This is a genomic window from Niallia sp. FSL W8-0951 (genome assembly GCF_038006525.1).
In the GTDB taxonomy this organism is placed as follows: Bacteria; Bacillota; Bacilli; order Bacillales; family Cytobacillaceae; genus Niallia; species Niallia circulans.
Genome location: NZ_JBBOVK010000001.1, coordinates 1,408,989 through 1,430,408, shown reverse-complemented (window position 1 = coordinate 1,430,408; position 21,420 = coordinate 1,408,989). Strand labels below are relative to the sequence as shown.

The following is a 21,420-nucleotide window of genomic DNA, read 5'->3' as shown; positions in this document are numbered from 1 at the left end:
AGGGATAAGCAGTATATAAGTAACTTTTGAAAATATTTTTTTCGCTGGATGTTTCTACTTTTTTTTTCTAAAAAAACAAAGGAAAAAGGCTAGTAATAAATACCAATTTTGTTTTAAAAAGAAGCGATAATGAATTAAAAAATGGAAGCACATTGTTTTTAGAGTAACTATTTTGGAAGGGATAGAGGGAATTATAATGAATAATATTGCTTCAGTGTTCAATATAAAACAATGGAAAAGCGTGCTTTCTGGGAACCGATATAAGTCTTGCGAGCATTTATTAGAATGATAAGTGGGGAGATTTAAGGTATTATTTGAAAATGATCCCTGCAGATGTTTAGATATTGCTAAAAACTTTAGGTAGGAATAAATCTTTGTAAATAATGCAATTTTCTTTTGAAGTGTGGAAAAATTTGCTATTGTTATAGTGTATTCTATTATGCTTTCCATCGTTTTTTCTTCCCTCTTTGGGGAAATATACTAGAAATGAATTGGAAAAGGAGCGATTTTAATGACAATTGAAAATCCAAGTCGAGAAGAAATTGGAAAAATTTTAAAAAAAGCGAAAAAAATTGCGGTAGTTGGCTTAAGCGATAATCCTTCCAGAACATCCTATATGGTTTCAGAGGCAATGCAAAAGGCAGGATATGAAATTATCCCCGTAAATCCAACGGTGGACGAAGTGCTAGGTGTAAAAGCAGTTAAGCAATTAACAGATATCGAGGGACATGTTGATATTGTTAATGTATTTAGAAGATCGGAATTCTTACCAGAGGTTGCAGCTGACTTTGAAAAAATAGATGCAGATGTATTTTGGGCTCAATTGGGGCTTGTACATGAAGAAACATTTCATGATCTAACAGAAAAAGGCTATACGGTAATCATGGATCGCTGCATTAAAGTAGAACATGCGATGACAAAATAGGAAACGACAAAGCAGAATGGTTGTCACTAATCATTCTGCTTTGTCGTTTGTAATAGAATAGCATTTATCCTATAAAGACTGTTTGTTTGAGTGGTTAAAACGTTATCAATTTTAAAAAAAAGAAGACAGTATTTATAATCTTATTCGTTTTTCCATAGAATCTGTGTTAACATAATATAGATAAAAAGAGGAAATCCTCTTTAAAAAAATCTTTTGCTTTTGCCATTATTGGTATAATATTGGTTTTGTCGGGAAAAAATCGAAAGATAAAATGGAAATTGAACGTGAAAAATGAGAATATGTGCTACAATACGAAATGAGAACAAATGTTCTTAATCAGACAGGTATCAACAACTGTTTATTAAAATTCGATAATTTGAAAAAAGAAGGTTAGTAGAAAAAGCCTTCTTTTAAACTCGTCTAATAAAAAGCAGGGCTGTTTTAGAATTATTGTTAACGATAGAAATTAGCTTTATATAAGAAAGTGACAAAAATTCTTAACTGCCTAATAAACAATTTTCCGATAAATGTTTTGAATCTTAGAGGATAATTCGTTTTTTAGACGAATACATAAACAATTGTTCGACATGATACATAGAAAGATACTATGTCGGATTTGTAGAAGTGAAAGGGGTATGTCAGTGGCAAAAAATCAGCAAGCATTCGAATATAATGATGATGCCATTCAGGTGTTAGAAGGTTTAGAAGCTGTCAGAAAACGTCCAGGTATGTATATCGGGAGTACAGATTCTAGAGGTTTGCATCATCTTGTATATGAAATTGTAGATAACGCAGTCGATGAAGCACTGGCTGGATATGGAGATGCAATTATTGTAAAAATTCATCGCGACAATTCCATTAGTGTCAAAGATAGAGGACGTGGAATGCCGACTGGAATGCATAAGATTGGAAAGCCAACTCCTGAAGTTATCTTTACCATTCTTCATGCTGGAGGAAAATTTGGACAAGGCGGTTACAAAACAAGTGGCGGCTTACATGGTGTAGGTGCTTCTGTTGTGAACGCATTATCAGAATGGGTTGTTGTAAAGATCAAGCGCGATGGCTTTATTTATGAACAACGTTTTGAAAACGGCGGAAAACCTGTCACCACACTAGAAAAAGTCGGGAAAACAAATCAAACTGGAACAACGATTCACTTTAAGCCAGATCCAGCGATATTTTCAACAACCACTTATAATTATGAAACGCTTTGTGAACGATTAAGAGAATCTGCCTTTTTATTAAAAGGGCTAAGAATTGAAATTATCGATGAAAGAAATAATGAGCACGGTGTTTTCCATTATGAAAATGGAATAGAAGCATTTGTTGAATATTTAAATGAAGAGAAAGATACCTTGCATCCAGTCGTAAGTCTTGAAGGCGAAAGTAACGGGATTGAAGTGGAATATGCTTTTCAATTCAACGATGGCTATTCAGAAAATGTTTTGTCCTTTGTTAATAATGTCCGCACAAAGGATGGCGGGACACATGAAGCTGGGGCCAAAACAGCCATGACTCGTATGTTTAACGAATATGCGCGTAAAGTTAATCTTCTGAAAGAAAAGGATAAAAACTTGGATGGTTCCGATATCCGTGAAGGTTTATCTGCTATCGTTTCTGTACGTGTACCGGAAGATTTATTACAATTTGAAGGGCAGACAAAAGGAAAATTAGGGACAAGTGAGGCAAGATCAGCTGTGGATGCTGTTGTTTCTGAACACTTAGCTTATTTCTTTGAGGAAAATCCTGAAGTCAGCTCCCTTTTAATTAAAAAATCGATTAAAGCGGCACAAGCTAGAGAAGCTGCTCGAAAAGCAAGAGAAGAAGCAAGAAGCGGGAAAAAACGTAAACGTGGAGAGGCTGTTCTTTCTGGTAAGCTAACTCCTGCCCAATCGAAAAACCCACAAAGAAATGAATTATATTTAGTGGAAGGAGATTCTGCTGGTGGTTCCGCAAAACAAGGGCGAGATCGCCGCTTTCAAGCTGTTCTTCCATTGCGCGGAAAAGTAATTAATACAGAAAAAGCAAAGCTTGCAGATATCTTTAAAAACGAAGAGATAAACACAATTATTCATGCGATTGGAGCTGGAGTGGGAGCCGACTTTAAAGTAGAGGATTCAAACTATGATAAAGTCATCATCATGACAGATGCTGATACAGACGGTGCACATATTCAAGTTCTTCTATTAACGTTTTTCTATCGCTATATGAAACCTCTAGTAGAAGCAGGTAAGGTATATATCGCTTTACCTCCATTGTATAAGGTTAGTAAAGGTTCTGGAAAAAAAGAAGTCATTGAATACTCATGGAGTGATGATGACTTGCAAGATACCATTAAAAAAGTGGGAAAAGGCTATATTTTGCAAAGGTATAAAGGTCTTGGCGAGATGAATGCCGATCAACTTTGGGAAACAACGATGAATCCTGAAACAAGAACATTAATACGAGTTAAGATAGATGATCTGGCCCGTGCAGAGCGTCGTGTCACAACATTAATGGGTGATAAGGTTGAGCCACGTAGAAAATGGATTGAATCGAATGTTGCATTTGGATTAGAAGAAGAAGGCAATATTCTCGAAAATGAAAATATTATGGTCACTGAGGAGGAGAGTCCATCATGAGTTCATTAGAGCAATACCGTGATTTACCTTTAGAGGATGTTCTCGGTGATCGTTTTGGACGGTATAGTAAATACATTATTCAAGAACGGGCGTTACCGGATGCGAGAGATGGATTAAAGCCTGTTCAGCGTCGTATTCTTTATGCGATGCATGAAGAAGGAAATACACATGATAAACATTTCCGTAAATCAGCAAAAACAGTCGGGAATGTTATTGGTAATTACCATCCCCACGGCGATTCTTCTGTATATGATGCGATGGTAAGAATGAGTCAAGAATGGAAGGTTCGTAATGTCCTAATTGAAATGCACGGAAATAACGGTAGTATTGACGGGGATCCGCCGGCAGCTATGCGTTATACAGAGGCTAGATTATCGGCTATTTCTGCAGAGTTACTCCGTGATATTGAAAAAAGAACAGTTGATTTCATTCCAAACTTTGATGATACATCCAATGAACCAACGGTGTTACCAGCGAAATTTCCGAATTTGTTAGTGAATGGTTCTACAGGTATCTCGGCAGGATATGCAACAGATATACCACCACATCATTTGGGAGAAGTTATCGATGGTGTGATTGAGCGCATGGATTCACCAAATTGTACAGTGGAAGACGTTATGAAACATATAAAAGGTCCAGATTTTCCGACTGGTGGTATTATCCAAGGAGTAGAAGGCATTAAAAAGGCATATGAGACTGGTAAAGGGAAAATCATTGTTCGCGGGAAAACAGAAATTGAAACATTAAGAGGCGGCAAGCAGCAAATTGTCATTACCGAGGTTCCTTATGAGCTAAATAAAAGCAATCTTGTGAAAAAGATTGATGAATTGCGTTTGGATCGTAAAGTTGAAGGAATTGCAGAAGTAAGAGATGAAACGGATCGTACAGGATTGCGAATTGTAATTGAGTTAAAAAAAGAAGTAGATGCAAACGGAATTCTAAATTTCTTATTTAAAAATACCGATCTACAGATTACCTACAGCTTTAATATGGTTGCCATTCATAATAAACGTCCAAAGTTAATGGGAATTATCGCTTTACTTGATGCTTATATCGAGCATCAAAAAGAAACGATTAAACGACGTACTGAATTCGACTTGCAAAAAGCTAAAGATCGAGAGCATATTGTGGATGGATTAATTAAAGCATTATCTATTCTTGATGAGGTTATAGCAACGATCCGCGCATCAAAAGATAAACGAGATGCGAAAAATAACTTAATGGCTGCTTTTCAATTTACTGAGCCTCAAGCAGAAGCAATTGTGTCTTTACAGTTATACCGCTTAACCAATACAGATATAACGGCATTAGAAGCAGAGGCGGCAGAGTTGGCTAAAAAAATTGAAGAGTGGACGGCAATCCTAGCAAGTGAAAAGAAATTGCTTTCGGTTATTAAAAAAGAACTAAAAGACGTAAAAAAACGCTTTGTTAGTGAAAGACGTACATTAATACAAGATGAAATTGAAGAAATTAAAATCAATCTTGAAGTCTTAATAGCGAGTGAAGATGTAATTGTCACTGTAACGAAAGATGGATATATTAAGCGCACAAGCCAGCGTTCTTATGCAGCGAGCAATGGCCAAGATTTTGGCATGAAAGATACAGATAGAATACTTGCTAAGATAGATGTAAACACAACTGAAGTCTTGTTATTGTTTACAGACAAAGGCAATTATCTCTATTTACCGGTACACGAATTGCCAGATATACGCTGGAAGGATCTCGGTCAGCATATTTCCAATATTATACCAATTGACCGAGATGAATCGATTATTAAGGCGATGCCTATAAAAGATTTTGAACAAACTCAATATCTGCTTTTCTTTACGAAAAATGGTATGGCAAAGAAAACAGAGTTGATTAACTATAAAGCACAGCGTTACTCTAAACCATTAGTTGCTATTAACCTAAAAGGAGACGACGAAGTAGTAGATGTTTTCCTAACAAACGGTAAACAAGAAGTTTTAATAGCAACTCATATCGGCTATGCCTTACGATTCCATGAAGAAGAAATCAATATCGTTGGCGCAAGAGCAGCTGGTGTAAAAGGTATTAATCTTAAAGACAATGATTATGTTGTTGCTGGTAAAGTTATAACAAATCCTCAGCAGGAAAGCGTCGTTATTATTACGCAACGCGGTTCCATAAAAAAAATGAAACTCACTGAATTTGAGTTTTCTGGAAGAGCAAAACGAGGCTTGATTATGCTTCGAGAATTAAAAGCAAATCCACACCGAATTGTTGGGATGACAATAGCTGGGGCACAAGATACCATTTATATTCAAACCGAAAAAGGCGAAATTGAATCGGTGAAAACAGCAGATCTTCGTTTTAATGATCGCTATTCAAATGGATCCTTTATTATCGATGAAACTGAAGCAGGTAAAATTGTTGAATTATGGGAAGAAAAAGTTAGCGATGAGCAAGTATAAATAATATTAGAATAAGAGGTTTCTGATTCGCAAGGTTAACCTGCGAATCGGGAACTTCTTTTTATAAATGAATAAGTTTTGGATATAGGAAAAAGCGATGAAAACCTCTATTGAAGAGAACGAAGGGGAAAAAGCGTTCATCGAATGAAAGAAAACCACTTTTGGGAAGAATGCCGGTGAAAATAGCGTTCATCAAACAAATGAATACTACTTTTTATAATACCACTGAAAATAGCAGCCTTTATCCGAGCAACCCCCGCTTTTTTAATACGAAAATCAAGAACGATAGAGCTCATTTACCTTCTAATAATAGCGCTTTACTTTATGCAAAAATCTTCTATTAAATTTTCTTTTCCTTTCTTACATGATTTTACCAAAAAAGGACACTCTAAAAGTAATAAGACAGAGGGAGGTTTTAGCATGAGAAGGGAAATGCTTGTTGCTTTATGTGCTTTCTTTTTGATGACTTTAACTGCTATTACTGGTGTATATGCAATGGAAAAAGAAGATAAAACAAACAAATTAATTTTGGAAGAAAAAATTGATATAACTAATGATGAGCAGGAAGAAATTGTGCAATTAAAAGGAGATGCATCCGATCAGCCTGAAAATAGTAATTTCTTTAAGGAATTTTCCCTGAAGGTAACGAAAGGAAAAGATAAGGGCGCCACTCTAACAGTGGAAGGCGGATTTGATCCTACATTACATATAATCGATATAAATGATGATCATCAGAAAGAAATATTACTTACTGTTTCTGCGAATGAAAGAGGGACAGAAAAAAACTTTTATTTCTTTCAACTGCAAGGCAATCATTTAATAGAATTGGAAAAACCAGAGTTGGCATCGGTTGAAAGTCAGTTTAAAGATGCCTATAAAGCTGAAATAAAAATAAACAAAGAAAAAACATATATTTTCGATTTGTATGATCGGAGAAACCATTATGAGAAACTAGGTCTTTACCATAAAGGAAGATTAAATGAACCAACTGAATTAATTCTATCCCCTTTCTCTGAATTAAAAGTAACACGATTTAACAATCAAACGGCGATGAAAGGGAAACAAAGAATTAGTGGACTGGCGACAGTTGATACGATTGGTTACTTAGAAACTTGGTGGATATGGAAAAAGGAAGAATGGGTATTAGAAAAAGTAAAAGTGAAGGAAATTAGTTATAAAGGAACGAATCACCAATAAACAAGAGATTCTTCATTTTAAGGAGAAATAAGTAGTATAATGAAAGTACTTATTTCTTTATGAAGGGATCGAAATTATGTCATTACTTTTCTTATGTTTAAGCGCTGTACTTGGAGGATGGGTGTTTCAAGTATGCCAGCTTCCCCTGTCTTGGCTGCTTGGCCCCATGTTCAGTACGATCCTTTATGTGCGGCTTGCCAAAATCTCTCCGAAATTACCTTTCTCATTTCGAGATATCGGACTCCTTGTTATTGGCTACCTCATTGGAAGACAATTTACCAGCCAGACACTTATTGAAATGGGGACCCATCTCCCCTCTATGCTTTTCATGACGGTTGTTATGCTTGCCTTTAGTATACTTCTCGCCTTTATAACCTCAAGATTAACGCATAGTAATTTAAAATCAACTGTTGCCGGCAGTATCCCAGGGGGACTATCTCAAATGGTGGCGATTAGTTCAGAAATAAAAGGAATTGATCTCACTGTCGTTACAGTTATTCAAATAAGTAGAATTTTATCTGTCATGATTCTCGTTCCACTCCTCGTATATAGTCCGATTTTGTATGGCAATCAAGGAGTGGCAGCGGTAACATCCACTAATGGAAGCCCGGGCTATCATTGGATCATTTTCTTGATCTTATTCTTTTGCTATTTAATTGCAAGTATAGTAAAAAAGTGGAAGTTTCCAGCGCCGTTTATGATTGGTCCGATGCTTCTTGTTGCAACTATATCGATTGCTGGGATGGATGTACCTGCAATTCCGACAACTCTTGCATGTGTGGCGCAAACATTGATAGGTATTGATCTAGGTTTACAAATTAAATTTGGTAATATCGAAAACAAAGCAAAGTTTTTAAGCGTGGTAACAGTAACTTCTGCCTTACTAGTCCTTTTTTCTTTAGTACTTGGCTATATTTTAGTAAGTGTAGATCAGGATATCTCATTATTGACTGCTTTTATTGGGTTAGCTCCAGGAGGAATGGCAGAAATGGCCGTACTTGGCCAATCTGTTCATGCTAACTTGCCGATTATCACAACGTATCAGCTATTTCGATTGTTGTTTATCTTATTCTGTGTCCCAATGATTATGAAATGGGGATTTCAGCGTGTAGAAAAAAGATTAGCAGAGCGAAAAGGTTAATTTCAGCAGAAGTAATTTGTGCAACAATCTAATTGCTACTTGTAATTTTTTATTTCCCCTAATCAATGAAAAGAAAAAGACGAATCATTATAATTAGTATAAAATAGGATAGAAGCAAGTGGTTTGAATATTCTTATAGGAAGGAGGGAGAAAAAATACCTGTTTTAATATGCTTTGGAGATAGTATTACTGCAGGGAGAGAAACTAGAAACGAACCTGTTTTGACAGCCATGCTGGCAGATACAATCGATCATTATGAAATAATCAATGCAGGAATAAATGGGAATAACACGGTTGATGCATTAAATAGAATTGAAGCAGATGTTATCCAGAAGCAGCCTGATTTAGTAACAATTTTATTTGGTGCAAATGATGCAGCCTTTCATAAGATGATTGACTTACCCACCTATCGAAAAAATATGAGGAGAATCGTCCAATTAATTGGTCCAGACAAAGCTATTCTGATTACGCCAGCTCCCGTCGATGAAACGTTGCAGTTTGCGAGGACAAATGAGGTTTTAGCAAGATATGCAAATGCAGTTAAGGAAGTTGCCACTGAAACAGGAGCATACTTTATTGATTTTTATACTGAAATGCTCTCTTTAGAAGATTATCAGAAGAAACTAAAAGGTATACATAATGATGGTCTTCATTTTGGGGAAGAAGGTTATGCTATTTTAGTAGATTTGCTTGTAAAAAAATTACATGAAATTTAGTAGGTGGAGATATGGCATATACAGGTTCATCTTTATACGATAAGGAACAATTTTTTGAAAGTTATCGGGCTAGAAGAAATCGAGAAACAAGCCCCAACAATAGTATAGAAAGCCCTATTTTGTATGAGCTATTAGGGGAAGTAGACGGTAAATCTGTCCTTGATTTAGGTTGTGGAGATGCTCGTTTTGGTATAGAACTGTTAGAAAAAGGTGCAGCATGCTATACAGGAATAGAAGGTTCAAAGAGAATGTTTGATGAAGCTTCCCATCTTTTAAATGGCACAACTGCTTCTGTTTACCATTCTACACTAGAGGATTGGAAATTTACCAATAGCAAAGTGGATATCGTTGTCTCACGCTTAGTATTTCACTATATTAAAGACTTACAGCCAATTTTTCAGGGTGTATATGATCAGTTAAATGATAATGGTAAGTTTATCTTTAGTGTGCAGCATCCTCTATGTCTTTCTACATTTGAAAGTTCCGTTTCCTCGAAAAAAAGAACGAATTGGATTGTCGATGATTACTTTTCCATGGGAGAAAGAATTGAGCGATGGATAGACGAGGAAGTAGTAAAATATCATCGCACGATAGAGGAGTATTTTCGACTGTTAAAAGAAGCAGGCTTTAAAATAACCGACTTACGGGAAGGAATGCCAAAACGAGAAAATTTTCTGCATAAAGAAGAATATGAAAGGCGAATGAGGATTCCGCTTTTCTTGATAGTATCCTGTGAAAAATAAAGCAAAGGAAGGGAGTTTCAAATGAAGAAGGAATTGAGACTGTATTTTATCAGACATGGAGAGACTCAATATAATATCGAAAAGAGAATGCAAGGGTTTTGTGATTCTCCTTTAACAGAAAATGGGATTTTACAAGCAAGATCGGTTGGTGCTGGTTTATCAGATATACCTTTTGAGGCTGCTTATGCCAGTGATAGTCAGAGAGTGTTAGATACGGCAAAATTTGCTATTGGTAATAGAAATATTCAATTAACAAAAGATGCAAGATTAAAAGAAATGAATTTCGGAATGTTAGAAGCAATGCTGCAGACAGACATTATCGCACAGCATGGAGATATAGTGGAAAGACTCTTCTCCTTTACAGATATGGAAAGCAAAGTTCAAGATGGAGAATCCTTTACTGAATTATTAGCGCGGACAAGAGCGGCTGTTGACGATATTATTGCTAAGCATAAAGATACAGGCGGCAATATTTTGGTTTTCTCTCATGGTGTTACGATTGGATTTTTCATTAAATCTCTGCTAAATATGGCTGATTACCCACACCATGATAATTGCTGCGTTTCTGTAATTCACGTAAAAGATAGTCAAATAATGGTCGAAAAAGTAGCAGATCCCTCTTTCCGTGATAATGGAAAGATGTCTTTATCTTTAAATATTGAATAGATGCTTCCCCGACACTCATGAAAATCTTGTATAAAGGAGGTGGGGAAATAGTGAAAGCTACTCCTAATAAGATACATATCATTGGTTCTGTAGCTAGTGGAAAAACAACATTAGCAAAAGATTTATCAATGAAATTACAAATTCCCTATTATGAATTAGATAATGTTGTTTGGAAACGATCAGATAGTGGAGATATTAGAAGATCGGAAGAAGAGAGGAAAGCACATTTACTGTCCATCACCCAAACAGATAGATGGATTGTAGAAGGTGTTCATAGTGAGGAATGGGTAAGTGGCAGCTTTCAACAAGCAGACGTCATTGTTTTTTTGGACACCAATTATTCTAAGCGCACCTATCGTATCGTAAAACGATACGTTAAACAGAAGCTTGGTCAAGAAAAGGCCCATTATCAGCCAAACTTAACAATTTTTTTTAAAATGTTTAAATGGAATAAGCATTTCGAGCAAGTAGGTAAACCTTTTTTCTTTCATACATACAAACAGTATCAGAACAAAATTTTTGTGATAAAAAATGAAAATGAATTGTCTGACCTATTTAGAAAATAACGATTGACATTTTTTGAAGTTTTTCCTAAAATAACAGAAAGTTTAAATTAGTTAAATAAGATAAACACGATGATTGGGAGTATTAAGAAGTAAGTATGCTAGAGAGAGCTGTCGTTTGGTGAAAGATAGCGCATATCACTTCCCAACTCGCCTAGGAGTGGTTAGGTAGAAAGGTATATCTAGACGGTTGGCTCACGTCATTGAGCTTAAGAAGGTTCGTTATTCTAACGAATGAAGAAGAGTGGTACCACGATAAATCCTATCGTCTCTTTTAAGAGACAATAGGATTTTTTTATACTATTTTAGGGGGAAAGGGAAATGGAAACCAATTGTTTCATATGCGATAAACATAAAGGGATTATTAAAACAGCAGGAATACCAATCTATGAAAATGAATATGTTTATGTTGGTCATATTGACAGAAAAGGCAAGGGCAGTTACCTAGGACATCTTATGATCGATTTAAAAAGACATATTCCTACACTTGCTGAGATGACAAATGATGAAGCAAAGGCGTTTGGACTTATTATTTCAAGAGTCAGCAAGGCATTAAAGGAAACAGAAAACGCGGAACATATTTACGCTCTCGTCTCAGGAAATTCGGTTCCTCATCTTCACCTTCATCTAATTGCAAGATATCCCAATACTCCTGAAAGATATTGGGGACCAACGGAGTTATATGATTGGACCGAGGCTCCGATTGCAAACGAAGAGGAAATGAGCTCTTTATGTAAAAGAATAAAAAATTACTTAGCAAATGAAGTTTTTGAGGAAGCGTAATGGAATATAAATGGGTAGGTTCTGATAAGAATTATGTAGATGAAATTAATATCCTCCATCTAAGAAATAATTTAGTACTTGGACGCTTTGGAGGAAACTCCTCTGCAGGTCAATATAAAAATGAAGACGGCTGTTTCATTTGGATAGAACGCGAATGGGAGCTTGTCATCCTCTTGGATGCACATGATTCAGCACAAAGTGCAGAATTAGTAATAAAAAGTATAGCGACAAAGAAAGAGGAGATCAAAACAATTCTACAATTACCGTTAAAGAGAGTATTCCAAGAAATTACTTCCTTTTTCTTAAACCATTTCGCAAGCAAGGAGTTTCTGGAGCAAAGCATGATGATTCAAGGAGAAACTGCGTTCTTAATCGTTGTACGAAAAGAAAACTATTTATGGTGGTTATCAATTGGCGACTGTATACTTGCACTCAATCATCCAGAACTTTCAAGATTAGGAGAATACCAGCAAAATCACCGTAGCTTTTATGAATGGATTGGGCTAAACAGTAGTTTTCATCAAGAAGTACCTTCCTATAATCAGGGTGTGAAAGAATTAAGAAAGGGAAAAACACATATCTTTCTCACTACTGACGGACTGATTGAATGTCCCAACACGGATTATCATAGGATGGAATCCATTTTTCAAGCTTTTGATTCATTTTCCAATCAAGAGAGCGTCTATTATTTATTAAAGGAAATAAAAAAGAAAAATGTCCGTGACAGTACAACGATAATATCTTGGATTGTTCATAATAACAAAGAAGCTACGATGCCAAGTGATTTTGTAAAAGGAGTGAGATAAAGTTCAAGGCACTATAAGAATACATCTTATTTTTAATCAAATAAGATGTATTTTATTTTAAATATGTTATACTTATTATAGAGTATTAATTTAATAGTATAACATATTTAAAAAGGAGCGAAGTCTATGACAATATCAGTTGCAATTAATGGCTTTGGGAGAATTGGAAGAATGGTGCTTAGAAATGCTATTAATGATCAAAGTATACATATTACTGCTATTAATGCCAGTTATCCTTCTGAAACGATAGCACATTTAATAAAGTATGACACAATTCACGGGAAGTTTCCAGGTAAGGTTGTGGCTAAAGAACATTCGATTCTTATAAATGACCAAGAGATTCTATTAGTGAATAACCGTAATCCAGAAAAACTTCCGTGGCGTGAATTGGGAATCGATATCGTAGTAGAAGCTACTGGGAAATTTAACACGAGAGACAAAGCAGCAATGCATTTAAAAGCTGGTGCGCATAAAGTAGTGCTTACCGCTCCTGGTGTAAATGCTGATGCAACCATCGTCATGGGTGTGAATGATAGTATATTAAATATTGATAAACATCATGTTATTTCGAATGCATCATGTACGACCAATTGCTTAGGACCGGTTGCTAAGGTTATAGACGAACATTTTACGATAAAGAATGGATTAATGACAACGATTCACTCCTATACCAATGATCAAAACAATATAGATAATCCCCATCATGATTTACGGCGGGCAAGGTCATGTGGGCAAAATATTATTCCCACTTCGACTGGAGCAGCTAAGGCCTTAAAACAGATCCTTCCACATTTAGAAGGAAAACTTCATGGAATGGCGTTAAGAGTGCCAACACAAAATGTTTCTTTAGTCGATTTAGTCGTCGATTTAGAAAAAAATGTGACGAGTGAAGCTGTTAATCAAGCTTTTGAAGAGGCTTCAAACGGAAAACTGAAAGGGATTCTAAGCATTACAGAGGAACCTTTAGTATCTGTTGATTTTAATACAACAACCGAGTCTGCAACTATTGATGCTTTATCTACAATGGTCATCGGGCAAAATAAAGTGAAAATACTAGCTTGGTATGATAATGAATGGGGCTATTCTAATCGAGTGGTTGATTTGGTAAAGCTTGTTGGAAGCAAACTGCGTGTGAAAATGGATAGTCATGCTGTGTAAAAGATAGTTAATCGATGGCATAGATGCAGGAAGGTAATTATTATCTGACTGCATCTATTTTTTTGTTTCCTTCTTCATGATGCTTCTCTACCAGTAGTGCGATTTTTTTAATCTCCAAAAATTTTTTCTAATTTAGAAACTTTCTTACAGATTTGTCCGTATGAAAGAAGAATGAGATGGGGAGGGTGTGTAAATGTCTCTTTTAGAGGTAGAGATTCAATCAGCTGGATACGAGCAAAAGAAAGAAATTATTAGAGAAATTAATTTTACTATTGAAAAAGGAGAATTAGTTGGTTTAATTGGGCCAAATGGTGCTGGCAAAAGTACGACAATCAAAAGTTTATTAGGTTTAATCGAACATTTAGAAGGAACGGTTTCCTACATAGATGGGATAACTTATTCCTATTTACCAGAACGACCGATTTTCTATGATGAATTAACATTATGGGAACACCTAGATTTTGTTGCAGCAGTAGAGGGGCTAGAAGAAAAGGAATATAAGCAAAAGGCTAATGAGTTACTAAATATGTACAAGTTAGCGGAACACGCGCATGAAAACCCAACTAAATATTCAAAGGGAATGCAGCAGAAAGCGATGCTTATACTTGCGATGATTACAAATCCATCCTTATATATTATTGATGAACCGTTTATGGGACTTGACCCCAATGCCATGAAGCTTTTTCTCGGATCGATGGAAATAGAGCAAAAACGCGGTGCTGGCATATTAATGTCTACCCATGTATTAGATACAGCAGAAAAGATTTGTGATCGATTTCTTATGATCCATAATGGTCAGCTAGTGGCAAAAGGAACATTAGAGGAGATAAGGGAGCAATGTCAGTTACCTGATGGCTCTTTGTATGATTGTTTTCATTTGTTAGCAGAGGATCATGGTAATGAATAGTAGAAAGTTGTTTTTTTCACGTTTAATTAGCAATTGGCACTATCAATGGAAAGTACTTCGATCAATTGCTGATTGGACGGTAATTGTATATATCTTAGTCCCTCTAGGTGTTTTCTGCGGTGTTATCTATCGTTCTTGGTGGCTGGAGATACCTGTTTGGATACATAAGATCCCTTTTATTGTTCCTTTTTTCTGCCTTTACTTTCTGGCATGGATTGGCAATATTCGAACCCTTATTGTGGAAGCTGATAAAGTATTTTTAGTCAAACAGCTTCATTTGAATGGAAGGTTAAAAGCACTGAGCTATTTCTATTCTCTGTTCTTTCAAACAATGGTGCTGGCAGCAGGCTTCTTATGCCTTCTACCATTTTTACTCCATTATTATTTGTTAAATTGGTCAGAAATTCTTGTCTTATTTGTCTATTTCACTGCTTTACAATCTTGCTTCATGTTATGGAAGTACCATATCCGAAAAATAGGTTCTATATGGGCAAAAAGCTTGCTGGTGGTTTTCTTGTTTCTTGTATTGAATTGGTTTAGTCAATGGATTTATCATATAGTGGATATGGGAATGACTATTCCAGTATATGCACTATCACTAATTATTCTCTTGTTGTCGATCTTCTTTAGTTTGACAGCTTTACGAAAGATTGCGTCCATTGATCTCCATATTGAATTAGAGCAAGAGCGTAAAACTAGCATGGTTCAGGCTATCTATTTAGCGGCTCCTGAAATAGAAAAACCGGTCATTATGAGAAGAAAGAAACCGCGTATTTTCAAAAACTCTAAACGGATCTTTCAAAAACGCACACCAATTAATGGCTTTATCGAATTATTTATTAAGATTGTTATACGTAATTCCAGTTATTTATATGGGTATTTGATGTTAATTAATAGTACTACAGGCGCCATGATTATAGTACCGCCGCTATGGCTTAAGATTCTTATTTTTGCAGGGTTTTCTATTATCATGCATGGGTGGCTTACTACCCTATGGAATAAAGTGTGCCACTACCATCCGTTGATGAAAAAATATATGGAAAGTGATGCTTATTATTCAGCAAGGAAAAAAGCTGTAAGCGGTATGCTAAGCCTTGCGTTAGTGCTGGTACTTTTTTTAACTTGTGTATTTGGGTTTGTTATTGGAAGGTAAGTCTATGCAATTTGTAAAGTGTTTCAGTTTATTAAAAAAAGGAGGTCATTAGATGGAACCGAGATGGTTACAATGGGCAAAACAACTTCAAGCAATCGCCCAAGCCGGATTAACCTATTCAAAGGATACTTATGATTTGGAAAGATTTGAAGATATCAGGAAGATCAGTTTAGAAATTATGTCGGAATATACCAAGGTGGATACAACATGTATTCGTGATCTTTTTGCAAATGAAACAGGGTATGCTACACCAAAAGTAGATATTAGGGCAGTAGTTTTTCAAGATAATAAAATACTAATGGTGAAAGAGAAGACAGATAACTCCTGGGCCTTGCCAGGAGGCTGGGGCGATATTGGCTTAACTCCAGCTGAAGTTGCAGTAAAAGAAGTACAAGAAGAATCAGGTTTTGAGGTGAAAGCTGTAAAATTAATTGCGGTTATGGATAAGAAATGCCACCCGCATCCTCCATCTCCATACCATGTATATAAAATGTTCATTCAGTGCGAGATTGTAGGAGGAGAGGCGCAGGAAGGAGTAGAAACTAGCTCTGTCGGTTTCTTTGCAAAAGATGATCTTCCGCCTTTATCCATTCCAAGAAATACTGAATCACAAATATTACTAGCCTTTAAACATATGGCTAATCCGTTGGAGCCTGTTTATTTTGATTGATTCTTTCTATTCTTTAGAATCAATTAGTTGAATTGTCAATTTTTTATCATTAAAATGGAATAGAAATGAAATAACTTTTGAGGGTGGATACTTATGAAGGAAAATGAAATACATACATTTCGTCAAGCAGACCACGAGATTGATCCAATTTTTTTAAATCGTTGGTCACCCCGTTCTTTTTTAGATAAAGAAGTTTCTGAAGAAGTCTTAATGCGCCTATTTGAGGCGGCTCGCTGGGCGCCTTCTGCAAATAATTTGCAGCCATGGCGTTTTATTGTTGCTCGAACAGCAGAGGAACGATCATTATTCCATTCTTTTATTTTTGAAAGAAATTTAGAGTGGTGTAAAAATGCACCGGTATTAGCAGTGCTTATTTCGGATAAACAAAATGGGATGAATGCCTTTGACAGCGGAACTGCATGGGGATTCTTATCCTTGCAGGCTATAAAAGAAGGTTTAAAAACACATGCTATTGGTGGATTTGATAAAGCAAAAGCTCGTGAAGTATTAAACATCCCAGAAGAATTTGATATTCAAGTAACTATTGCCATTGGTTATCAAGGGGAAAAAGAAGCGTTGCCGGAAGATTTTCAAGCAAGAGAAATTCCGTCTAGCCGCCGTCCGTTAGAGGAATCGATTTTGCAAGGTAAATATAAATAAGGAAAACAGACGCTTTGTATCATACAGGCGTCTGTTTTTTTCTAAAGTAAATGAATGTTGTATTCTCTTAATAAATCTTTAAGGGCTGGCCGTTCATTCCCATCTCGACCAATTACATGGGTTGCGGTTATCAAGGAATTTAGCACTGCTTCCTCTGTAGCTTCTCCAACAGCTCTAAATGCAACATCGATATCCTCTTCATGAATGGCTGAGATGGGGACGCTGGAATAAGGATTTTCGTGTGGTATTTTTGTTGCTGTAGAAAAACCAATGACTACTTCACCACTTCCAGTTGTGATAATCGAACCTGTTCGTGATAATCCTGTTACTGCGCGCTTAATTATTCGATTTAATTGTCTTTCCGAAACGGGAAGATCAGTAGCTACGATGATGATAACAGAGCCCTTGTCCTTATCTTTATTTGTCTGTGTAAGCTGTTTTTTGAGCTGTTGTCCAATTGGATTCCCCGCTATCACTAGATCACTCAGAGTACCAAAGTTGGTCAGTGCCAGTACTCCTATTGTATAGCTACCATGCTCCATATGTATTATGCGGGAAGAGGTTCCAATTCCACCTTTTAAAGAATAGCATAGCATGCCGCGGCCAGCACCAACTGATCCTTCATCAAATTCCGCAGAAGCATTAGCGATTGCCCCGAAAACATGGTCTTTCGTAATCTTTCTTGCTCTCACATCATTAAGAAACATATCGTTACACTCACACACAATGGGATTAACAGTACCTGTTGTTCTACCAATATCCTCGTTATGTTCTAGCATATATTCAATTAATGCATCAGCTGTCACACCGATACTTAATGTATTGGTTAAAAGAATAGGTGTTTCAATCGTTCCTAATTCTGTTATTTGCATTAAACCCATTGTTTTGCCAAACCCATTAATTACATGGCTTGCAGCGATTACCTTTTCTTTAAATATATTGCCTTGGTGGGGGATTATTGCGGTAACACCAGTCTGAGTGTCTTTATTATTTAATGTAGTATGGCCAACTGTGACACCTTCTACATCTGTAATGGCATTTCTTTTACCTGTTTCTAATTTTCCAATTATTATTCCATAATCTCGCAGCCTCTTTTGTCCATTCACTTTAAATAACCGCCTCTCCTTTTTATCCTTTTATTTTTTCAAAAATCAGTCAGTTAATCAAGTTTAAGATAATTTATCTCTCTATGATGAAATTCTTAAGTATAATAATAAGTAACTAGCTAGAATATAGCTTTAACGAAGGAGAGATAAAATGCAAACCGACCAATGGAAAATAGGGATATTTTTATTTAATGATGTGGAGGTATTAGATTTTGCTGGCCCGTTTGAAGTGTTTTCTGTTACAACAAGAGAGGATGGGTCTAAACCGTTTATAGTGCAGACTATTTCGGAAACGGGACAAATGATTCGAGCGAGAAATGGATTAAAGGTATATCCGGATTATAGTTTCCAAACGATGCCCAAGTTCGATCTTTTAATCATCCCAGGGGGACTAGGTGCAAGAGAACGAGAAGTACATAATAAAACGGTGATTAATTGGATTAAGGAACAAATGGAAGAGGTTCAATGGATGGCTTCTGTCTGTACGGGAGCGTTATTGCTTGCTGAAGCAGGGCTGCTTGATGGATTGAACGCGACAACACATTGGGCGAGCCTTACTAGGCTTGAGGAGGAATACCCACAAGTCAATGTGGTAAAGAAGGTGAAGTTTGTCGATGAAGGGCGCATTATTACATCAGGTGGCATCTCGGCAGGCATTAATATGTCCTTTCATCTTGTCAAACGTTTAGCAGGTGTGAAAATAGCGAAAGAAACAGCAAAAAGAATGGAATATGATGTGGAGCTTTCATAAAAACTGCTGTGCTTACACTGTAGTTTTTTATGAAACGAAAAATAAAGAAATTAGGAAAAGATTAATAATAGAACATATGTTTCGATAGGGTGAAAAAGGCATAATACGGAATAAAACGGAAGAAAAATGAAAAAAACATTTGACAAAAGTTAATGAAACGGAATAAGATGAATTTAGATTTTGATGGGAAAGGGAACAGTATGCTAGCGGAGGAAAGAAGAAAATTAATTTTAGAGATAATTTCAAGAGATGGGAAAGTTATTGCTAAAGATTTAGCAAGTAAATTTGAGATGTCTCTTGATTCCATTAGAAGAGACTTAACAATTATGGAAGAACAAGGAGTGCTGCAAAAAACATATGGTGGCGCCATTCTTTCTGAAGCAATACCTAAAGTAAGAACAATGCCGCAGCCATCAGCTATTCGATATGGAACGGCTGCCCCGCATGAAAATGCTATCTCCAAATTAGCAGCCTCTTATATTAAAGAAAATGATACTGTTTTTATTGGAGGAGCAGGTATACATTATGGAATGGTAAAATATTTGCCAACTGATTTCCCTTATACAATCGTTACAAATTCATTGAAAATTGCCGATCTTGTTAGAATGAAAGAAAATATAGCTTCTTATTTAATCGGAGGGAAATTAAGAGGATCTTCATCAAGTAGTATAATTGATTGTATTGCAATGGAAATGATGCGCAAATTTTCCTTGGATATTTGTTTTTTAACTGGAGGAGGAATTAATGCTAAAGGTATAAGTACCTCTACTCCTGAAGCAGCTGCATTTGCTCAGACAGTTGCCAGCGTTGCACAAAAAGTGGTCTGTTTAGCACCGCATGAAAAAATTGGTCATGAAATGTTTATGCAATCCGTACCAATCGAAGGAATTGATATCCTTCTCACAGATGTTGGTGCACCACAAAAAACGATTGATGAAATGAAAAAGAAACAACTAAAAATAAAATTTGCTGATTTACGTTGATTAGATAGATTGGAATAGGAGATTAAAATGAGATGGATGAATATAGAAGGACCTTCTAAACTGGAAGGATCCTTATCAGTACCTGGTTCGAAAAATAGTTCTTTGGCAATTCTAGCTGCTGCATGCTTAGCTAGTGAGCCTGTAACATTAAAGAACATCCCAAACATTGCTGATTTTAAAGTACTTCGTCAAATCGGAGAAGAAATAGGATGTATCATGGAGCGAGATAGCCGCGGGGATGTTTATATTGACCCTACTAAAATAGATAACCCGATAATTGAACCTGAAAAGTCAAGGAAGTTTAGAACAGCTTATTATTTCATTGGAGCATTACTTGCTAAATTCGGAAAAGTATCACTTGGCTATCCAGGCGGGGATGATTTTGTAAGCAGACCCATTGATCAGCATATTAAGGCATTCGAGAAAATGGGGGCAACTTTTACATTTTATGAAGATTATTATGTGGTGGAGGCTCAAAAATTAAAAGGGGCAACTATCTATTTTGATACGATTACATCTGGTGCGACTATTAATAGCATGATAGCAGCAGTATTAGCTGAGGGAGAAACGATTTTATTAAATGCTGCCAGAGATCCTGAAGTAACAGATACTGCATTGTTTTTAAATAAAATGGGTGCGAGAATTATAGGTGCTGGTACGGATACAATCAAAATTAAAGGTGTTAAAAACTTGAATGGATGCAGCTATACCGTAATTCCCGACAGGCTAATTGCTGGAGCTTTTCTTATTTCATCCGGGATTACAGGTGGAACGATCACTGTAAACGATATTATCCCAGAACATCTTACATCTTGTCTCACGAAACTGGAAGAAATCGGTGTCGGTTTGGAAATAAAAGAAAATAATATTACGTCATTTCTAGATGGTAGATTAAAAGCGTCGAGGGTAAGAACTGCTATGTTTCCTGGATTTCCAACGGATTTGCAGCAGCCATTAACCGTTTTGTTAACACAAGCACAAGGGAAAAGTATACTTCGAGAAACAGTTTATCCGAACCGATTTAATCATGTATACCAATTAAACAAAATGGGTGCAGCTATTGAAGTATCAAATGGGATTGCCCATATTAAAGGAAAGTCTGCTTTACACGGGGCATTAGTTCATGCTTCAGATGTCCGTGCAGGTATTTGTCTAATGTTAGCTGGAGTAGTTGCAGAAGGGACGACAACAATTACGGGAATTGAACATATTGAAAGAGGATATGATGAGGCAGTAGCGGCTTTTAACAGCCTTGGGGCGAAAGTCTCTTTACATCATTCAGATGAAATTACAAATGATCTATTAATGATGCAAGAATTTGAAAAAATAATGAGATAATAGATTTCTTCCTATTTTGATAGATAAATAGGAAGAATTAACTGACCAAAAAACCAAAGGGGTCTTTGTATAGACATCTTTGGTTTTTTATGAATGATTTA

Annotated in this window: 20 protein-coding genes and 1 other annotated feature; of the genes, 19 read left to right on the top strand and 1 reads right to left on the bottom strand. The window is 36.1% G+C overall.

Going from position 1 to position 21,420, the window contains the following annotated elements; genetic code table 11:
• The first annotated feature begins 511 nt into the window (after nt 1-511).
• The 16 genes from NSS71_RS06715 (at nt 512) to NSS71_RS06640 (ending at nt 17,141) form a co-directional block, all read left to right on the top strand.
• Nucleotides 512-925, top strand: a complete 414-nt coding sequence (locus NSS71_RS06715; protein WP_061796204.1) for a CoA-binding protein — start codon at nt 512-514, stop codon at nt 923-925.
• A gap of 641 nt (nt 926-1,566) precedes the next feature.
• Nucleotides 1,567-3,546: a DNA topoisomerase IV subunit B gene (parE, locus tag NSS71_RS06710; RefSeq protein ID WP_047940642.1), complete on the top strand. Its 1,980-nt coding sequence runs from the start codon at nt 1,567-1,569 to the stop codon at nt 3,544-3,546.
• Entirely contained in the window at nt 3,543-5,978 is a 2,436-nt protein-coding gene (gene parC, locus NSS71_RS06705; RefSeq protein ID WP_095321566.1) for a DNA topoisomerase IV subunit A, read from the top strand. The genes parE and parC overlap by 4 nt, the downstream gene beginning before the upstream one ends.
• A gap of 420 nt (nt 5,979-6,398) precedes the next feature.
• The gene (locus NSS71_RS06700; protein WP_047940644.1) at nt 6,399-7,175 is read left to right on the top strand and encodes a hypothetical protein; all 777 of its coding nucleotides are present in this window, start codon (nt 6,399-6,401) and stop codon (nt 7,173-7,175) included.
• Between the two features lie 76 nt (nt 7,176-7,251).
• Nucleotides 7,252-8,316 carry an AbrB family transcriptional regulator gene (locus NSS71_RS06695; protein ID WP_082138233.1) on the top strand — a complete coding sequence of 355 codons (1,065 nt, stop codon included), beginning with the start codon at nt 7,252-7,254 and terminating at the stop codon, nt 8,314-8,316.
• A gap of 155 nt (nt 8,317-8,471) precedes the next feature.
• Nucleotides 8,472-9,032, top strand: coding sequence for an SGNH/GDSL hydrolase family protein (locus tag NSS71_RS06690; RefSeq protein ID WP_047940646.1), 561 nt, complete (start codon nt 8,472-8,474; stop codon nt 9,030-9,032).
• Nucleotides 9,033-9,043: 11 nt separating this feature from the next.
• The gene (locus tag NSS71_RS06685) at nt 9,044-9,775 is read left to right on the top strand and encodes a class I SAM-dependent DNA methyltransferase (RefSeq protein WP_047940647.1); all 732 of its coding nucleotides are present in this window, start codon (nt 9,044-9,046) and stop codon (nt 9,773-9,775) included.
• Between the two features lie 21 nt (nt 9,776-9,796).
• Nucleotides 9,797-10,441 (top strand): histidine phosphatase family protein, encoded by a 645-nt coding sequence (locus NSS71_RS06680; protein ID WP_053215577.1) that lies wholly within the window; start codon nt 9,797-9,799, stop codon nt 10,439-10,441.
• Between the two features lie 47 nt (nt 10,442-10,488).
• Nucleotides 10,489-11,007, top strand: coding sequence for a DNA topology modulation protein FlaR (locus NSS71_RS06675; RefSeq protein WP_047940720.1), 519 nt, complete (start codon nt 10,489-10,491; stop codon nt 11,005-11,007).
• Nucleotides 11,008-11,067: 60 nt separating this feature from the next.
• Nucleotides 11,068-11,280 (top strand) — a binding site (T-box leader).
• Between the two features lie 45 nt (nt 11,281-11,325).
• Complete coding sequence (locus tag NSS71_RS06670) at nt 11,326-11,787, top strand: HIT family protein (RefSeq protein ID WP_047940648.1); 462 nt, start codon at nt 11,326-11,328, stop codon at nt 11,785-11,787.
• On the top strand, nt 11,787-12,593 hold the full coding sequence (locus NSS71_RS06665; protein ID WP_047940649.1) for a protein phosphatase 2C domain-containing protein: 807 nt from the start codon (nt 11,787-11,789) through the stop codon (nt 12,591-12,593). The genes NSS71_RS06670 and NSS71_RS06665 overlap by 1 nt, the downstream gene beginning before the upstream one ends.
• 126 nt (nt 12,594-12,719) lie before the next feature.
• Nucleotides 12,720-13,751, top strand: coding sequence for a glyceraldehyde-3-phosphate dehydrogenase (locus tag NSS71_RS06660; protein WP_144546128.1), 1,032 nt, complete (start codon nt 12,720-12,722; stop codon nt 13,749-13,751).
• A gap of 193 nt (nt 13,752-13,944) precedes the next feature.
• Nucleotides 13,945-14,658, top strand: coding sequence for an ABC transporter ATP-binding protein (locus NSS71_RS06655; RefSeq protein ID WP_047940651.1), 714 nt, complete (start codon nt 13,945-13,947; stop codon nt 14,656-14,658).
• Nucleotides 14,651-15,811, top strand: coding sequence for an ABC transporter permease (locus NSS71_RS06650; RefSeq protein WP_047940652.1), 1,161 nt, complete (start codon nt 14,651-14,653; stop codon nt 15,809-15,811). The genes NSS71_RS06655 and NSS71_RS06650 overlap by 8 nt, the downstream gene beginning before the upstream one ends.
• 52 nt (nt 15,812-15,863) lie before the next feature.
• Nucleotides 15,864-16,481 carry an NUDIX hydrolase gene (locus tag NSS71_RS06645; RefSeq protein WP_047940653.1) on the top strand — a complete coding sequence of 206 codons (618 nt, stop codon included), beginning with the start codon at nt 15,864-15,866 and terminating at the stop codon, nt 16,479-16,481.
• A gap of 93 nt (nt 16,482-16,574) precedes the next feature.
• Nucleotides 16,575-17,141 carry a nitroreductase family protein gene (locus NSS71_RS06640; protein WP_047940654.1) on the top strand — a complete coding sequence of 189 codons (567 nt, stop codon included), beginning with the start codon at nt 16,575-16,577 and terminating at the stop codon, nt 17,139-17,141.
• 41 nt (nt 17,142-17,182) lie between these two features.
• Here NSS71_RS06640 and NSS71_RS06635 read toward each other — a convergent pair whose 3' ends face one another.
• Complete coding sequence (locus NSS71_RS06635; protein ID WP_047940655.1) at nt 17,183-18,247, bottom strand: DmpA family aminopeptidase; 1,065 nt, start codon at nt 18,245-18,247, stop codon at nt 17,183-17,185.
• A gap of 151 nt (nt 18,248-18,398) precedes the next feature.
• Here NSS71_RS06635 and NSS71_RS06630 point away from each other — a divergent pair, with 151 nt between their 5' ends.
• The 3 genes from NSS71_RS06630 (at nt 18,399) to murA (ending at nt 21,319) form a co-directional block, all read left to right on the top strand.
• Nucleotides 18,399-18,998 carry a DJ-1/PfpI family protein gene (locus NSS71_RS06630; protein WP_047940656.1) on the top strand — a complete coding sequence of 200 codons (600 nt, stop codon included), beginning with the start codon at nt 18,399-18,401 and terminating at the stop codon, nt 18,996-18,998.
• A gap of 152 nt (nt 18,999-19,150) precedes the next feature.
• On the top strand, nt 19,151-19,981 hold the full coding sequence (locus NSS71_RS06625) for a DeoR/GlpR family DNA-binding transcription regulator (RefSeq protein WP_235850026.1): 831 nt from the start codon (nt 19,151-19,153) through the stop codon (nt 19,979-19,981).
• Nucleotides 19,982-20,008: 27 nt separating this feature from the next.
• Entirely contained in the window at nt 20,009-21,319 is a 1,311-nt protein-coding gene (gene murA / locus NSS71_RS06620) for a UDP-N-acetylglucosamine 1-carboxyvinyltransferase (RefSeq protein WP_047940657.1), read from the top strand.
• Nucleotides 21,320-21,420 lie beyond the last annotated feature (101 nt).

Bases quoted from the DNA above. Each gene is read 5' to 3' on its own strand.
- NSS71_RS06715 (WP_061796204.1), top strand. From the start codon at position 512: ATGACAATTGAAAATCCAAGTCGAGAAGAAATTGGAAAAATTTTAAAA.
- parC (WP_095321566.1), top strand. From the start codon at position 3,543: ATGAGTTCATTAGAGCAATACCGTGATTTACCTTTAGAGGATGTTCTC.
- NSS71_RS06700 (WP_047940644.1), top strand. From the start codon at position 6,399: ATGAGAAGGGAAATGCTTGTTGCTTTATGTGCTTTCTTTTTGATGACT.
- NSS71_RS06695 (WP_082138233.1), top strand. From the start codon at position 7,252: ATGTCATTACTTTTCTTATGTTTAAGCGCTGTACTTGGAGGATGGGTG.
- NSS71_RS06685 (WP_047940647.1), top strand. From the start codon at position 9,044: ATGGCATATACAGGTTCATCTTTATACGATAAGGAACAATTTTTTGAA.
- NSS71_RS06680 (WP_053215577.1), top strand. From the start codon at position 9,797: ATGAAGAAGGAATTGAGACTGTATTTTATCAGACATGGAGAGACTCAA.
- NSS71_RS06670 (WP_047940648.1), top strand. From the start codon at position 11,326: ATGGAAACCAATTGTTTCATATGCGATAAACATAAAGGGATTATTAAA.
- NSS71_RS06665 (WP_047940649.1), top strand. From the start codon at position 11,787: ATGGAATATAAATGGGTAGGTTCTGATAAGAATTATGTAGATGAAATT.
- NSS71_RS06660 (WP_144546128.1), top strand. From the start codon at position 12,720: ATGACAATATCAGTTGCAATTAATGGCTTTGGGAGAATTGGAAGAATG.
- NSS71_RS06655 (WP_047940651.1), top strand. From the start codon at position 13,945: ATGTCTCTTTTAGAGGTAGAGATTCAATCAGCTGGATACGAGCAAAAG.
- NSS71_RS06650 (WP_047940652.1), top strand. From the start codon at position 14,651: ATGAATAGTAGAAAGTTGTTTTTTTCACGTTTAATTAGCAATTGGCAC.
- NSS71_RS06645 (WP_047940653.1), top strand. From the start codon at position 15,864: ATGGAACCGAGATGGTTACAATGGGCAAAACAACTTCAAGCAATCGCC.
- NSS71_RS06640 (WP_047940654.1), top strand. From the start codon at position 16,575: ATGAAGGAAAATGAAATACATACATTTCGTCAAGCAGACCACGAGATT.
- NSS71_RS06630 (WP_047940656.1), top strand. From the start codon at position 18,399: ATGCAAACCGACCAATGGAAAATAGGGATATTTTTATTTAATGATGTG.
- NSS71_RS06625 (WP_235850026.1), top strand. From the start codon at position 19,151: ATGAAACGGAATAAGATGAATTTAGATTTTGATGGGAAAGGGAACAGT.
- murA (WP_047940657.1), top strand. From the start codon at position 20,009: ATGAGATGGATGAATATAGAAGGACCTTCTAAACTGGAAGGATCCTTA.